The 17,157-nt window shown below is 36.3% G+C and carries 14 protein-coding genes; all 14 read right to left on the reverse strand.

Features of this window, described 5'->3' with window-relative positions:
- The 14 genes from T538_RS0101265 to T538_RS0101330 all read right to left on the reverse strand — a co-directional run bounded on the left by T538_RS0101265 (nucleotide 1) and on the right by T538_RS0101330 (nucleotide 16,954).
- Entirely contained in the window at nucleotides 1–1,791 is a 1,791-nt protein-coding gene (locus T538_RS0101265; RefSeq protein WP_031535382.1) for a thiamine pyrophosphate-binding protein, read from the reverse strand.
- Nucleotides 1,782–2,675, reverse strand: coding sequence for an NAD-dependent epimerase/dehydratase family protein (locus tag T538_RS0101270; protein ID WP_031535385.1), 894 nt, complete (start codon nucleotides 2,673–2,675; stop codon nucleotides 1,782–1,784). Before T538_RS0101270 ends, T538_RS0101265 begins: the two co-directional genes overlap by 10 nt.
- Nucleotides 2,675–3,751: a CDP-glucose 4,6-dehydratase gene (gene rfbG, locus T538_RS0101275; protein ID WP_031535387.1), complete on the reverse strand. Its 1,077-nt coding sequence runs from the start codon at nucleotides 3,749–3,751 to the stop codon at nucleotides 2,675–2,677. The genes T538_RS0101270 and rfbG overlap by 1 nt, the downstream gene beginning before the upstream one ends.
- A 5-nt stretch (nucleotides 3,752–3,756) precedes the next feature.
- A complete protein-coding gene (gene rfbF / locus T538_RS0101280; RefSeq protein WP_031535388.1) occupies nucleotides 3,757–4,551 on the reverse strand; it encodes a glucose-1-phosphate cytidylyltransferase in 795 nt (264 codons plus the stop codon).
- 85 nt (nucleotides 4,552–4,636) lie between these two features.
- Complete coding sequence (locus tag T538_RS0101285) at nucleotides 4,637–5,734, reverse strand: polysaccharide pyruvyl transferase family protein (protein ID WP_031535391.1); 1,098 nt, start codon at nucleotides 5,732–5,734, stop codon at nucleotides 4,637–4,639.
- A gap of 4 nt (nucleotides 5,735–5,738) precedes the next feature.
- Nucleotides 5,739–6,908, reverse strand: a complete 1,170-nt coding sequence (locus tag T538_RS0101290; RefSeq protein WP_031535393.1) for a Coenzyme F420 hydrogenase/dehydrogenase, beta subunit C-terminal domain — start codon at nucleotides 6,906–6,908, stop codon at nucleotides 5,739–5,741.
- Between the two features lie 9 nt (nucleotides 6,909–6,917).
- Complete coding sequence (locus T538_RS0101295; protein WP_031535395.1) at nucleotides 6,918–8,075, reverse strand: polysaccharide pyruvyl transferase family protein; 1,158 nt, start codon at nucleotides 8,073–8,075, stop codon at nucleotides 6,918–6,920.
- A gap of 7 nt (nucleotides 8,076–8,082) precedes the next feature.
- Nucleotides 8,083–9,336: a Coenzyme F420 hydrogenase/dehydrogenase, beta subunit C-terminal domain gene (locus tag T538_RS0101300; RefSeq protein WP_031535397.1), complete on the reverse strand. Its 1,254-nt coding sequence runs from the start codon at nucleotides 9,334–9,336 to the stop codon at nucleotides 8,083–8,085.
- 1 nt (nucleotide 9,337) lies between these two features.
- Nucleotides 9,338–10,300, reverse strand: a complete 963-nt coding sequence (locus tag T538_RS0101305; protein WP_155992933.1) for a glycosyltransferase family 2 protein — start codon at nucleotides 10,298–10,300, stop codon at nucleotides 9,338–9,340.
- 28 nt (nucleotides 10,301–10,328) lie between these two features.
- A complete protein-coding gene (locus tag T538_RS0101310; protein WP_031535400.1) occupies nucleotides 10,329–11,417 on the reverse strand; it encodes a glycosyltransferase WbsX family protein in 1,089 nt (362 codons plus the stop codon).
- Between the two features lie 41 nt (nucleotides 11,418–11,458).
- Nucleotides 11,459–12,601, reverse strand: coding sequence for a polysaccharide pyruvyl transferase family protein (locus T538_RS0101315; protein ID WP_031535402.1), 1,143 nt, complete (start codon nucleotides 12,599–12,601; stop codon nucleotides 11,459–11,461).
- Nucleotides 12,602–12,630: 29 nt separating this feature from the next.
- A complete protein-coding gene (locus T538_RS0101320) occupies nucleotides 12,631–13,632 on the reverse strand; it encodes a Coenzyme F420 hydrogenase/dehydrogenase, beta subunit C-terminal domain (protein WP_051655789.1) in 1,002 nt (333 codons plus the stop codon).
- A gap of 407 nt (nucleotides 13,633–14,039) precedes the next feature.
- On the reverse strand, nucleotides 14,040–15,500 hold the full coding sequence (locus T538_RS0101325) for an MATE family efflux transporter (RefSeq protein ID WP_155992935.1): 1,461 nt from the start codon (nucleotides 15,498–15,500) through the stop codon (nucleotides 14,040–14,042).
- 137 nt (nucleotides 15,501–15,637) lie between these two features.
- Nucleotides 15,638–16,954 (reverse strand): hypothetical protein, encoded by a 1,317-nt coding sequence (locus tag T538_RS0101330; protein ID WP_051655790.1) that lies wholly within the window; start codon nucleotides 16,952–16,954, stop codon nucleotides 15,638–15,640.
- Nucleotides 16,955–17,157: the final 203 nt, after the last annotated feature.

Raw genomic sequence — 17,157 nt, forward strand, 5'->3', positions numbered from 1 at the left:
TTACATTTGTGATACAGACATAATCTCTTTTATCTCCTCCGGATCAAGCAATGGTTTCATATCTTCCAGAGGTCTAGAAGCCATCTGTCCTTCAGGTGTCTTATAATTAGCCTGTCTAGGAACAATTGGTTGGTCTGGATCTACAATCACATTTACCAGCACAGGTCCGTCATAGGCAAAAGCTTCCTTTATGACATCGTTCATTGATTCATGGTTACATATCTCGTATGTCTTTATACCATAAGCTTCAGCAACGCGCTTTATGCTACCAACTGTTAAGCCAGACTCAGGACTGCATCCCATATAATGTTTGTCGAAGACATTTGTCTGAGTATTTCTAACTGTCGAATAACCTCGGTTATCCAAAATGAATATCTTTAATGGCAGATTGTCCCTCTTAACAACTTCCAGTTCCTGAATATTCATCACAAAACCGCCATCGCCATTTACACAAACGACACGTTTACCTGTGGCATAGGCGCCTCCGATAGCAGCAGGAAGTCCATTACCCATTGAAGACAGACCTTTTGTAACATAGACTCCTTGTCCCTTCTTAACCTTAAAAGCCTGTATGGCTGCATCAACACATGTTCCAGCTCGACCTCCAACATAGATGTCACTCTCGGTCATTTGCGAAGAAACTGCATCCATAAGGTAATATGAATTAACAAATTTTGAATTCTTTAGCCATTCTGGATTAAGCGACGGATACTTCTGATTCCATGACTTACATATAGAAATCCAGCCTGTAGTATCACCTATCTGAATATCAGTTCTTGCGCTCAATTTGTTGATGAAATCTCCAGCATCGCATCTTACCTTCAGATAAGGATGCAATGTTGGTTTGTCAAGCTCTGCCTGATCAATATCTACCATCACATGCTTTGCATTCTTAGCATATCCTGCAAAATTGAAACCTGTCTGCAATAAAGCAAGACGAGTTCCTATGGTTATCAGAACGTCGGCGTTCTGAAGAACGAAATTAGCAGCTCTTTGACCAACGGCTCCCGGACGTCCCATATACAGAGGATGGTCATTTTCCAAGATATCCATTCCGTTCCAATGACATAAGGTTGGAATATTCAGTCTTTCGGCTAACTCGCGGAAACTCTGCTTGGCTTTTGCAATAGAAACTCCGGCTCCGACATAGAATACAGGTCTTTTTGCATTATTCAATAGAGATACGACCTCGTCGATAGTCTTTTCAGAACAAGAATAATCATTCTTTTGAGGAATGTATGATCGTAATTCTTCTGGATTTACCTTACATGCCTGAACATCTACAGGAATATCTAACAAAACAGGACCCGGTCGACCTTCCTGTGCAATTGACACAGCCTTTTCAAGTTCAAATCTAATATCTTCAGGGTTCAACACCTGCACGCTGTACTTGGTTACAGGTTTAGCCATCTCTACAATACGAACTTCCTGAACGCCCAATTGTCTCAAGTTGGGATCTTGTGCAATATCAGCTCTTTTTACCTGACCTGTTATTACAAGAAGAGGAGTTGATTCTATCCATGCACATGCTACGCCTGTCAATGTATTTGTTGCACCTGGACCGCATGTTACACAAGCAACTCCCAAGTTGTTGGTGATTCTAGCATATGACTCGGCTGCAAATGCACAAGCTTGTTCATGAAGCATCCAAACCGGTTTTAGTCGTTTGGAATAGCCAATAGAATCGTTGATATGCATAGCCATACCGCCCGGAAGCATGAATACATGCTTCACGCCACAGTTCTCCAAGAAATCAACAATATAATCTGAAACCTTTATTTTCATTTCCATCTTGCGTCAATATCTGATATATCAATTGTATCCTTTATTTGGTAATAATAATCATAAACCTGCTTCACGGCTTCCTCTATAGGAGTAAAACGTACAGAAAACTCACTCTTTATTCTGTCGTTTGACGCAGTGTATTCCAAGTTTAATCCTGGATTGTTTATTTCTAGTTCTTGATTTTTGCCTGTCAAATCAATAATAATCTTCGCAATATCAGAAAGAAGATAATTCTGATCCATGACTATATTATAGTCATGATAATTAAGATTATTACTGAGAGCATAATCGAGAAGCGGCAAAATATCACTAATATCCACAAAACTAAAACGACAATCCTGTCGTAATTTTACAGAAAGTCCCTTGATAGACTTTACGCAGAGATTAGATATCACATTCTTGGTGAAACGCTCGTACTTGTTAATCGTGCCAAAAAGCCTAAAGTTGTAGATATTACGGCTTGTCCTTGCAAAATCATTCATTATATACTTTGCAAGGCCATATTTATTTTTAGGAATGCTTCTTCCGAAGTCATCTTCAGAAACATTAACTATTGGTTGACTCTTATCAAACTCCGCTCCGCTGCCAAAATAAATCATTTTTTCAAATTTGTCACTTTGTGCAGCTAATGAATAGAACATTCGCAGATTACTCTCCAGTTCCTCATCAACAAAATGAGACTTGTCTACCGATGTGGGACGAAATGTGGCACAATGGATAACATAGTCTATCTTGTTTTGAGTAAAATAAGAGGCAACGCTTGCATCATTTGTCAAGTCTAAGTCCCTGCTTCCGGGCGTAAACAGAACGTACTTATCGGCAAAGTACTCTTTTATCAACCTTCCAGTAATTCCATTAGGCCCAGCACCTGTTATAAGCAGTTTTTTCATTACTTTAAGAACTCATTTATTTCATCAATACAGATGTCATAGACATCCTCGTTCTTATATCTCTTGTACCAACTTGATGTCAATACAGCACAACGCTTGGCGTCCAAGCGAGGCTTCCAGCCAAGGCGTGTCTTGGCCTTGGTGATATCGAGCATCAGCAAGTTGGCCTCGTGAAGCGCATTAGGGTCTGACACATCCTTCAGTTCTCCGAAACCGAAGTTTTCGACCATAGCCGTAGCAACATCCCAAACATTTAAGACACTCTCCTGCTCTGGCCCGAAGTTCCAGCCTTCGCAATATTCTGTAGGATTTTCCCACATTTTCTGGGCTAGAAGCATATAACCACTCAGAGGTTCAAGAACATGCTCCCAAGGACGTACGGCTTTAGGACTGCGAATCTCAATAGGCTTTCCTGCCTCCAAGGCACGGATACAATCTGGGATGATGCGGTCTTTAGACCAATCGCCACCGCCTATCACGTTTCCGGCACGAACACTTGCCAAACTTACATGATGTTTCTTTCCATAATCTTCGGGATTAAAGAAACTGCGTCTCCAACTCTGAATGGCAATCTCGCAAGCTCCCTTACTGCTGGAATAAGGATCGTAACCACCAAAAGGGTCGTTCTCCTTATAGCCAGTCATTTGTTCTTTATTGTCGTAGCATTTATCAGTGGTAATCATCACACCAACCTTTATGCTTTGCGTTGCACGGATGGCTTCCATAATATTGATAGTTCCCATCACGTTGGTCTGATAAGTTTCTACAGGAATCTCATAGCTTAGACGAACCAAAGGCTGTGCAGCAAGATGAAAAACAATCTCAGGCTGATATTCGTTGAATATTTGCTTCATCTTCTCTCCATCACGGATATCGGCACGGATATCGGCCTTTATTTTCTGCCCGATGCCAGAAAGGACAAAATTATCCTTCTCTGAGTATGGTTCAAGTCCAACGCCTACCACCTCAGCACCAAGTTCATGAAGCCAGATAGACAGCCAACTGCCCTTAAAACCAGTGTGGCCAGTTACAAGAACGCGTTTGCCCTTATAGAAGTTATTAAAAATATCAATCATACAAATTATATTTGAGGTACAACACGTTCCCACTTCTTCCACGGAGCATTACCTGCTTGCAGTAATCTCTCAAGCATATTCTTTTCACGGATGTTGTCCATGCACTGCCAAAAACCTTCGTGAATGTATGACATTAGTTCTCCATTAGCAACCAGCGTCTCAAGCGGCTTGCGCTCAAAAATACAGTCGTCACCGTCAAGCAAATCAAAAACAGATGGTTCAAGAACCATATAGCCGGCATTTATCGGAGAGCCATCAACCTGATTCTTCTCTCGAAACGCCTTAACTGCACCATTCTTGATATCCAAAACACCCTTTTCCTGCATCATCTTAACAGCTGTCAAAGTTGCGGTCTTGCCATGGCTTTTATGGAATTCCAAAAGTTTGTTGATGTCAACATCACATACACCATCGCCATAGGTCATCATAAAAGTCTCGTTTCCGACGTACTCTTGCACTCGCTTGATGCGTCCACCAGTCATGGTATTATAACCTGTATCTACCACAGTAACTTTCCATGGTTCAAGTTTGCTTTGATGCACTGTCATCTCGTTCTTTCCGTCACGAAAATCAAAACTCACATCACTGTTGTGCAAGAAATAGTTTGCAAACCATTCTTTTATATACTCCTGCTTATATCCGGCACAAACAATGAATTCATTATGTCCGTAGTAGGCATACTCCTTCATAATGTGCCACAAAATAGGCATTCCACCTATTTCGATCATGGGCTTTGGCTTAAACACCGACTCCTCAGAAATGCGGGAGCCAAAACCACCAGCTAACAATACAACTTTCATATATTTCCGTTTTCCATAAATTCAGCAACAATTGCTGCCATTGTATCCTTTTCTCTTGGACTCTAATCTGTTATTTGTAAGAGCGTTAGTTTTTTATCATCATGTCCAACAGTTTTATTGAACGTTCACGCTCATTAGCAATAATTTCGTTAACTTGATTATAGTCAATCTCACGTTCTACCACTGAAAAATCACTCAAGTCTGTAATGATTCGATCCTCCATATGTGTCATTTCAAGAATGCTCTTTATTCTCGTTCCCGTACCATCATTCGGTAGAATTACCGAGAATTTCTTATTGAACAAAATTGCAAACACCGTTCCATGAAAAGAATCAGTAACAAAATACTTGCAATGTTTTATAGTCTTGATGTAATCTTTTATTTCTGGAGCAAAGATTTTATCGCCTCCCGAAATCAGATGATGCCATGTCGCTGACATTGTTGCATATCTTATATTCCTGTTTTTAGAGAAGTTCTTAACATACTTTCTCAACTCGGGATTGTTGTGCAAATAGTACACTAACAATTTGTCATCACATGCAGTATTATCATTCTTTTCTTCAATAAATTCGTTCCACTCTGTCATTGTCAATAACAAAACAGGGTCTAGCACCACTCCAAGACAATCTATTCCCATCTTGTTAAGCAAATCGACAGCCGTATTTTCTCTGACTGTTATATGACTATATTGCTTCAGCCATTTTGTATATTTATCAAAATACTTTTCGTCAATATCTGTTTTTCCAAAGCTTGCAGAATATGCAATTTTCTTCCCCTCCTTTACAAAAGGTAAGAAATATGTTTCATCATATCTGTCTATTCCCCAAACTTGGTCACTTCCAGTAACGAAGCAATCAGCCTTCAAGCCAACTATCTCATTACAAGAATAATACGCATTCGTCAGTTTCAAATAACGTCCACGCATTTGTTCGAACTTCTTTTCCACATTACGATGCTCGAAACTGATAAAGAATGCTCGCAACACACTGAAAAAAACGTTTTTTATTCCTGAACTTAATTTAATCTGTCTTAACAAATTCCTTAAAGAATATGCACTCTGACGTCTATAATCTATGATATATGCATTATGTCCTAATTTCTCAAGGATTCTGATTGTTGCAAATGCCTGCAACACAGAACCATAATTAATCGGGGCATGTCTTGTTATTACTTTTATTTCCATATGATCAGAACAAGCGATTTATAACTTTATAAAATAATTTTGGCATCCTTGGCAACGATGTCAGGATTCGTTCCAAAAGTAATCTTTTTCTGACAATATCATCGCCTTTCTTCCTTAAATCATCACTTACAGCCTCTCCTCTGAAATAAGGAATGAACTTATTTTTCTCGTTAAGCACACTTATTGACAAAGCAGGGGTTACATCAGATACACTTTTCGCGTTATAATCAAGATAAGAAGACAATGCTTGCAGCAGAATTTGTCCACCTTCCGAATTTACAGAAAAGAGGCTTTGACCTGATTTTCTGTCTACATTAAGCCACCACGGATCCATTACTGTTATATCTGTGTCTTCTCCGTAAGGATTACCACAAATATGACATCCGGGAACACACCACAGTTTTTTTCCAAATGGTAATGTAGCAGCTTTCTCCCACGGTATTTTTTTATCATTAAACTTACATCTTCCCGGCCACCCGTTGCCACGATACTCAACAGCCCTCAAATCGTCAATATTTCTTAGCTTCTCGCCAGCCATTTTTGCAATAAAGCGTGTTGAATCGAAAGTCTTCTGCTGCTTACAGAAAATACAGATGCTATACAATTCAGAACATTGCTTTCTTGCATATTTTGACAGAGCCGACAACTGACAAGCTGTTCCTATAATCAGAAGTCTCTTACAATCACGGATCTGTTCCATATTCAAATTTAATGGTACTGAATGATATACAGAATTGGGAATGTCAGTATAATCTGGGATGTCTGCAGAGGTGAATAAATGTCCCTCAGCAAAAGGGTATTTGTTTGTCTTTCTTAACGTATAAACCCCATCAAAAAAGCCAGACTTCAAGCCTTCTACAATTATTGTTTTAACAACTCCTCCCGAAGTAGATTTGGTTCTTACTACATCATCCTTACTATGCCCCAAATAAAAACTGCGAGAGTTTATCAATCCGTTTATATCATCAACTTGCGTATCTTTATTAGCAGGACATATGTTATAGCAATGTCCACACTTTACGCATCTGTCCTGATTTATCGTTATGTCAAGCAAACCTGTATTACTGTTCGTACCCCACTCTATTGCATTCTTCTTGCAAACAGAAATACACGAACCGCACTGCTGACATCTTGTTAAGTCTACCTGGATTTTATCTGACGCCCTAACTATCATGAAAATCTGTTACTTTGTGTTCAACGCTTCTTTCAGATAGTTCCACATTCTGTTTCTGTACACATCCAACTTCTCATACACATCAGTCCATGCTATAGGCTCGTCGATAATAGCGGCAATGTCCGAGTCTGCATTAACTCGTCTTTTCTGAAGTCCTAAGTTTCCACAAACAGTATCAATACGTGAATTCTTTGACGCACCAGATGATGAAGAATAGCGGTTTAGTATAACAAATTTTTTCTGATTTATAATGCTAAACGCACATCCGTGGAAAGAGTCTGTAACAATGTATTCTGCCCCACGAATAATATTAAGAAATTTATTCGGATCGACATCAAAAGGAGTTATATCACCGAAATCTTCATCACACTCAACGTACTGATCCAAGAATTTCAGAAATACGACCTTCATATTCTTCTGCTTTGCAAATTTCTTTACAGCCTCACGATGACTGCTGTTGGCTCCCAGGAAATAACAGAATATATAAGGTTCGTCATATATCTTTTCAACTGGGACCATTTCAGCCCATTGTTCCTTGTCAAAACCGAACACAGGATCCATCAAAACAGGAACGTCTCTACCGGTCAGTTCTTTTACAATCTCTGCGCCTCGGTTTTCACGACAACTGACATATTCTATTCTGTTGATATACCGAGCTGTCCCCTTCTTCTGATAAGAAGGTATATTGTCAACTCCAAAACTTGATGCGAATGAAACCTTGCGCACATTATCAGGAACGAACATCAAGTTGTAAAAATCTGTTCCATATCCCGATGGCGACCACAACTGATCGCTGCATGTCATAACAGCGTCGAATTTCTTCGCAATATTTTGAATATCCTTGAAATAGGCTCCATAGACATCGTATCTGTCAAAATGATTTTCATCATATTTTTTGAAAATATCACTACGCAGCTTCAAAAGAGGAGTCCATTTCGGATGTTTCTTGTAAATCCTGTTACGACTCCAGTTCTCAATCAAATCCTGGCGAAAACTGGAACAAAGAAAAAATTTAGGCAAAGATTTTATTTTGAACCACAGACCTGCTCTTCCATAATGAATCACCCTACACTCATGACCCAAATTTTCAGTCATACGTATAGTTGCCAGTGCCTGCAACTTACTACCGTAATTAGCATTTTCACATTTTATACACAAACCAATCATATCCAAATTACTTTCCTTTATTTATTATTTCCAAAGCCCACCAGATTTTCTTGTGTCTGCCAATGAATCTTTGTGCATGACACACTAAAACTGCAATATAATCTTTTAACATTGGTTTTTCAAATTCTTTATCATAAACAGGAGTTTTCCTGCCTATCATTTTATCCATCACAACCACAACTGCAGCTTTTCGTTTCTTTGGATACAACATGACCTTCTGGCTTTCGTTGAGCGTATGTGCATCCAGCTCATCCATTTTTATATATCCTTCGTCAGCAGCCGTTCTGAATAAATTTTCCCAATATTCACTTCTTGTAATCCAAGAACTTATTCCAATTTTATCATCAGAATAAGGCTTTATATGAATGTCACCAAAGCACACATCTCCAAGTTCGCCATAATGGTCGATACATGACAAACAACGATGCGGTTTGAAGAAACTACGCAACAGTGGTCCGTAGAATGTTGTAAACGGCACTTTGACATGCTTTTCAGAAGAACCATCAACAGTATCTATTGTTAAATATCCAAGGCAACCGTTATCGCGGTACTGGAAATTATTTATATTCTCTCTGTCAACACCATAGTGTTTGAAAATATAATCTTGAGAATAAAAATTTCTTCCCGAAGAACAATATATTGCAAAATATCCGACAATCTTTTCACGGAATTTACGATCTATTGATGCGCGTTTTCTCAAGCCTTGGATATGGCAAGGAACACCAACTATTACGTATCTGTTTCCTTCGGCCTTGATGATTTCGTTTCCGATTTTATTGAGTGCTACTGGACAATACTTGGAACTGCGCGCAGCAATAACATCTTCACGAGTCTTTGCTATATAAGAGTATGGCGTAATTTTGTCTTTGTCAAACCCGGTTACAACAGCACCATCTATAATCTTATTCTCCAATAAAAATATCAGGAACTGACTAACCATACCACCACTTGCCGAATGATATCGAATATCTTCGTCAAGACTACACCCTGTATGCAGTCCGACATAGCGTCCTATATATTTATCTTCTTTTACCGATTCCTCAACAAATAAATCCTTCGCCCGCTGTGTTAAGTCACACCCTACTCCCGGACATACCTTCAGACACCTACTACATTTATCACCCAAACACAAACTTTCGTCTATTACTGGCTTGTACTCTCCATCTATACGCTTGATGGTTATGGCTGATTTAAGACAAACGTCCTCGCATATGCCACAACCTGTACACAATTTATTGCTATAGGTATAGTTTACATTCATATCATCCCTTTTTGTTTCGCCTATATGCCTTAACCTTTTCAACCAGTTTTTTCGGAACAAACAAAGATAATATATACATTGTCAACAATATGCCATGATAACGTATTGTGTTTACCACACCATAGTTTCTTACCACATAAAAGAACCACTTTAATCCCTTAAATAAACTTAGGTTAGAAAAGAATATTCCATGAAAATATCCAAATGTTATTCCAACGAAAAGTGTTCCATTCATTTGTTTTCTCTTCTCCTTAAATGCATAAAACAACAAAGGACAAGATACTATAAGATCTTCATAACTCCAAGCAGGAATTACCGATGAAGGCTTTAAATCTACGATAGAAGTTTCCGTAAAGAGACAAACAGCATCGTCATTTGCCTCCAAATATTTCAGCAAGAAAATGTTCTGTCCATTCTTAGTAGAAAGGTATCTATAGTAATAGAAAAGATAATCGTGCATCTTTTCCATATTATAAATACTTGTTGACATAAACGTTAATCTACTGTATACCGAAAAGATTTTTCTACGCTTACACAATTTTGCAACATCCATAAACCCATGTGTTTCTTGAACATATGGAGAATTGAACTTGAAGAATGCAAAATCTGGATATTTCTTAATGTGTGCTAAAACTACCTCAACAGCATCTTCTCTAATATAATCATCATCACCTAACGTCCAGCACCATTTGGTATCGCAATTATATAATACGCCAGCAATATTAGCATCACCACCAATGTTGGCTTTGTTCTGTTTTATTGTAAAATGTTTTTTTTCTTCGTCCGTAAACAATGAAGAAACCGGAACAGGACTACAGTTATCATATACAACCAGCGCAATTTCATCAGTCAACTGCGGAAGAAGAATTCTTACAGTTTGCTGTATTTGCTCTGGCCTTTTATATGTAGGAATACCAATGGTTAATATTGGATTGCTCATATGTATATCAATTATTATCTTCAAACGTTATATTTTGTCAATATTATGACAACTACTTTGTGTATTTAGCCAAAATATCAATATATTTAGTACCGTACTTCAAATCCGGTTCCATATAGTTACCTTCTCCCCACTCATTCCAAGACTTCAACATGATGAATTTGTTGTTCTTTTTAAGCGTGTTTCCAACAACCTTTTTACACATCTCATCCCACAACTCTGGAGTGGTATTGTAAAACATCGTTCCATTGTAGCCGCTTCTTGGCGTATGATCCCAATTAGGAATTATAGTTGGAATAAAATCCTCACGCTCACAATCATCGTACCAAATCTTATCCACAACTTCGCGATAATCTATCATGATAGGACGCTTACGTAATTTTCCGATAATACGCTCTATGAAACGATAGCCTTTCATATAAGTTCCCTTATAAAAATAAGAAGATATATACAAATTATTCACAGAAGTGGCATCAAACTTTCCAGGACAAGCATTTAACTCATCCATATTTTTTGCCAAGCCAACAAAATAAAAAGAATCTGCAACTCCTGCTTCTTTTATCAAACGATTCCACTGATCCATAAAACCTTGTATGTCAGGGAAATTTTTCAAGCCATAAAGTAGGAAAAATGGACGTCCATCGACCTTGATATATCTTGGGTCTTTGAATGCCTTCAGATACTGATTGAAATGATTCAAGTTGTCATCTTCTCCTGGAAATTCCTGCTGAATAAGCCATCTTCCAGAGTTGCTATCCTTATTCCAGGTCTTTGCCATCCATCCCTCGGCTGCCCATCCTAAACAAAAAGGAAAATCAGGCTTGCCTGTCTCCAATGCACGTTTGAAAGGCATATCCAGCAACTCCTTTCCGTTGCCAAACCAATAATGCCAATAACAGAAACCATAAACACCAGCACGCTTAGCCAACTCAGCCTGCTGCTCGGCAACTTCTGGCAATCGAAGATCGTAATAACCTAAATCAGCAGGCACTTTCGGCTGATAGTGTCCCTTGAACAATGGACGAGTTTTTCCTACATTTGTCCATTCTGTAAATCCTTTTCCCCACCATTCATTATTTTCTGGGAATGGATAATACTGAGGCAAATAATATGCTATAACTTTTGGTTTATTCTGTTCCATTTATTAGTTCTTACAATTATTTGATTTTATTATTATAATTATTACTCGCAATATTTCGCATACACAGAATCAATCTTCCTGACATAAGCATCGATGTCTTCATTTTTCAGATTATTTATCATTTCCGTCTGCTCCTTGCCGTTTAATCCATTAGCATTAAAAGCACCTTCAAACTTATAGCTATATGCTGTTCCAAAAACCGGAACACCTGTGTATATTGCAGCAAAATTTGCATGCATACGAGCACCAATGAAAAATGTCATACGACTTATAACATACTTAACCTGTGGAGATGTCATATCCTTATCAACAAGCACAACATTCGACTTGTCAGACAAACGCGCATAAGCCTCGCGACAAGCTAACATGTCGTCATTATCATTAGGTTTGTTGTATGTATATGAATGTGGTATTAGATATATAGTACATCCTTTCTTTCTGAAATTCTCAATTATCTCAGAAACCAGCTTTGGATATGAATCAAACTGTCCTTCTAGTCCTTTAAATCTATTGCCATATGCAAGACCACTGACATTCAGTCCGACAGCCTTTTCTTTAATCTCAATATCCCAAGGCTCAGGCTTCATAAAAAATGATATATCCTTTGTCAATGTATATTTAATCCCCAACTTTTCGAGTTCTGGAATGAACTTTTCATCACGAACATACACTTCCCTGGCATAACGCATTATTTTTACGGCCAAATCATAGTTCTGCTTCTTCTTGAACGGGCCTATGGTTTGTGGAAGCATCACAAGCGGAACATTTGCCTTTGAGAGTAGAAAGGTCTGACGCATTCTTTCTAAAAAAGTTTCATCCCCGTAGATATCAGAAAAGCCATCGCCACCATAATCTGCAGCTTCCAAAGCTATTTTATTAACAGTACGTCCAAATGGAGTGAAAGGCAAAATAATCCCAAACTTTTTAATGAGCATTTTCTCTAAAGAGAAGATAGGTATTTCCTTATGCACATACTGCTTGCCGTTTATAGTTACTATTTCTGATTGAGTCAACAAATTTTTTAATTTGAAAGGATTATTGAAAGAATGATAGCGTATAATCTCCATACCGTCTTTCAGCAAACCTTTATTCTCCAAAAATGATACAGTTCCATAAGTCAACGCAGCATTACCTCTATTTGCCGAACGTATATTGAATCCAGATATATTTATATATTTTTTCATAATACCCAACTTCTATATTTATATTGATTTTATTTGTTAGTCCTTAAAATATAGTCTTTAAAATTCTTTTTTGAAGAAACAACAAAAAGACCACGTTTTATCCAAACATGAAGTTTCATCAACCACAAAGTTTTCGAAAACAAACTGACATAAAGTCCACAAGATACAAGCCTTGTAATATTGTTCAAAAACGCCTGCTGGCCAGAATTTCTTTTTACTTTTTCAATATTATTCTTCTGAGCATTGTAATATGAATTATAATCAGATTTAATGCAGTCTATTAGATTTAATTCCTGCATCTTTGATATAACATCCATTCCTTGCTCAGTATTAATAAGAAATAAAGTATTACCGATCTTATCGTTCAATTTATAATTCTTCAACCAAGGGTCTGCAATTGAAATATCAGCCTTATAGCTTGTATCTAATTTACAATAATAACAGCGCTTCGGACGATATAAACCAGACTTGTGAATAATACTCCATGGCTCAGTATAATTGTCACGATAAATAAAATTTCCATTTTTCAACCATATCTGAATACCACTGGGCCATCCATTCCCCCGGTACTGCATATTCGCCACATCTTCCTTCTTTATTCCCAAGAACTCATAATAACGCCATGTTCCCTCAATGGTTGTCTGACCTGAGCAACAAAACGAAATTATAAATGCTTGTATGCCATTTTTTTTAAACAACTGCTTCAACGCAGATACCTGACATGGAGGACAAGTAACAACTATTCCCGAACGAATATTATTTATATTATCTTTTACAAACTCAAAAATGTCAACATCTTGATATATACTTCCACATACATTGATATCATCAGATGTATAAATCATTTTTGGCTCATACATACATTTATTGCTATTAAATACGAACGTAACACTAGTACCAAAATCATCAAGTGATAAAAGATACTTTTGTAAAGCAGTACCTATTCCACCAGAACTCGCCTTATAACGCAAATTCTGCTCACTCGCATACCCTATATAATAACCTAAAACTTTATTTTGTTTTAAATCCATATTTCAGCTATAAATATCCAAGTAACCGCATTTTCTGTCCTTCAGATCTCTTGGGATAAGTCAGGCTACTCGCTCTTCACTATTATCAATAACTTAGGACTTGCGCAGGCAATCTATTCAAGGTTAAATCTTCTCGCCATCTCCCCACCTAATAAGGTGGCTATCACAAAAACTAGCGTTTCATAAAAAGTATTTTATGACAAATACCACTTATATTTTTTGCTGATAATCAATGTGAATTATTCAAATATTCTTAGGATCTATTCTTGTCGTTTACAATAATTCTTCAATCTAACATTCGTTCCTCACCTATATCAAAGTCTACAAATATTAGATACACAAAACATCAAACGTTTAGAACTGTTTACATCACAGTGAAAGTATATTTTTTCTGAAATTTCCTATCCCTATTCACGTTTGAAAAATCCCTTGACACGATTAAACAAAAAGGTTCTTTCTGTTTCTTGAAATGCCAATGTCAATGCTAACACGACCACAACAGTCATTGAAAGCAATAAAATTGTCAACAACTCAAAATAGCGATTTTCGATTGGAACATTATATTTGAACAAAAATACTAATCCAACTGACAGTATTATAACAACAAATGATCTCATTACAGATTCTTTGAAAAAATATTTAGGAGAGAAAGCGGGTATAATATTTTTTAATAAATGTAAACGTACAAACAACGCTATAACAACAGCCAATATAGTAGTAATATAGCCAAATTCGGGTCCTAAACCTATCTTAAAAAGTACATAACACAACGCGAAGCAACAGAAATAGATACTTCCCATCACTATCTGATATATTTTAATATTACCAGAGGCCAACATTCCTATATAAAGAGTGTGTGATAATGCCTGAAAAATTGAATAAATGATTGTAAGCCTCAAGAAAAGCGGCAAAAAAGGCGGAACCTCAACAAGCCATATTCCCAGAATATTTTCAGATTCGACAAAAAACGTAAGAACTATAAACCAATATAAAAGAGCCGCATATTTTGCCCCTCTTGCCATTAGTTTGTTCATATACTCTAAATCACCAGCAGAATAACTCTTTGTTATTTGAGGATTCATAGCCGTCATAAAATTCGTAATAAACGAATTAACAGCTTGGTTTACCTGCTCAGCAAGACCACGTGCTGCATTTAGTGCAACTCCGAAGAATATATTAATTAAAATATTTATACCATGAGTACTCAGTATTGCTGCTGTGCTCCCTATAAAGTTCCAACCAGAAAAGCTCAACAAATCTTTAAACAAAGGCTTATCATAAACAAAGTGAAATTTACATTCTTCAAAATTACGTGAACAATATATGCCATATATCAAACGTAAAGACACAGCTATCATTAGCATCAATATTGCATAAACAATCAGTTTATCAAAACCGATGACAGGTAATAATGACACAACCGCAAGTTTAGCAATCACCTCATAAATACTAATATACGCAAACACATTCATTCTTTCATGAGCAATAATAGTAGCATTATAAGGAATACTAATAAGGTTAACACAAAAGACAAGAACGCTACACTGGAATACCCAATTTGCAGCCACAATTCTTTCAGGATTTATATTTAACCGAGTATTTAGAAACCAAAGACCTATTGTTTCGAATAGAATAAAAACAAAAAAAGCAAACAATAAATGAATAGATACTGTGCCACAAAACAATCTTTCCATTTGAGGATGTTCCTTCCCCATCTCATAAGAAATAAACCTCTGACTTGCATGAACAAGCGAAGAACTAAGGATTGAAAACATCGTGACAAAGCCACCGATAACATTATAAACACCATAATCATCAACACCAAGAGTCTGCAATACAACACGACTCGTATATACACCAATAAACATTACCACAATAGACCTAATGTATAGGAATAGTGTATTTTTTGCTATTTGCTTTGTATTTCGTATCATGTAACGATTTATCTTACTTCATGCTATTAAAAATATTCAACTACAATTATAGACATTTCCCCAAGGCTAACTTAAGGAAAAAGAGTTTGCTTATTTGTATAAATCTCCCCAATCATCATTACATAAAATATCATAAAATTTATTAGGAAACCACATTCTCCTGTCACACAAGAATATGAAATGTAAAAAACGAATAAAGCATTTAAAACACTTCTTTGAGTTATATTTCCACAAATTTTTTTATTATAACGAAACAAAATAAATGCCATATAGGCCCATAAAAAAAAGCCCAACAAGCCACTATCACACAATATTATAAAAATTAAGCTTTCAAAACATAAAATTACAGGATGATATCCCCTTACATAAAAATCATACTTATGCCATTCAAATCCCTTACCTTGAATAAAACAATTTTTCACCTCATCAAAGCACCCATTCAACTGTTGCATTCTTTGTTCAATAGACGAGCCACGCACTTCAGAACTTGAACTTTCATAACTCACCATTGAAGAAAAATAGCCCATCAAATCAGGAATACTTTTTATTATTAACCATAAAATCAAAAAGAATACTATCGATAAAAAAATTTTTTTGAATTGACGAACTTGCAATAAATAAAAAATAAAAGTAACAAAAAAACCACCTAAAACAGAACGGATTCCACATGTTACAAAACTGACTCCAATAAGTAAAATAAGCGATAACAAAAAAAACTTCATTTTGTCAGTGCCTGTGTACTTTATATAGAGATTATATACATATATCATTGCTACCCCTAAAAAGAAGCCAAATCTCATAGGGTGAGTAAAAACAGAAGATATTCTTCCAAATAAGCGTCCACCACCATCAGCTAACGCATATTCATCATCAAACGTCGAACCATTTGCTATCGAAATTAGACCAATATATGGGTTATTTCCAGGAATAGCGGCTAATAATAAGCCATACAAAACGACCAAAGAAATACAAATCAATAATACTTTCTTGTATAAGAAAAAAGACTTATAATCAACTTTTATCTGATTCCACAGAATAAAAGGAAAAAGTTGTGTTATAAAAATTTTTTTTCGCCACGTGCTAATTTCAAAACTAAACGGCGTATCTGTCTGAAACAACATCAGTAACAAAGACACAGAAAAATATATAATAAAAGGTAAAAATGGAGTATAATCAATTGTGTATTTTTTAGTCTTAAACGTATAAATGAAACATAAAAGCAGCAGTGTATTTATCAAATTCCATTGGAAATTGAAACCCAAAAAATTAATGTTCATATAAGGAACTAAAATAAGGTATGCTAAATAGAATGCCAGACCTATCCTAAATTTAAAGAGTAGGAAGAAAACAATTAGCAATACCCAAAATCCTTGAATAAATTGAACCATCTGAAATTATATTTTTTAGACAATGAATATTATATATTGTCTAATAAGTATTAATTCGAATAATCTAAAAATAAAATTATTGATTTAAGTTAAAATAGCTCTCATGTTTGACAGTAATTAGAGTATCAAATTAAAGTTTTACATTATAGCCATCCACAACCACACATATACACAAAGGGGACACCAAAGTATCAACTTATACG

Source organism: Bacteroides sp. Ga6A2 (assembly GCF_000702225.1).
Lineage (GTDB): Bacteria > Bacteroidota > Bacteroidia > Bacteroidales > Bacteroidaceae > Ga6A1.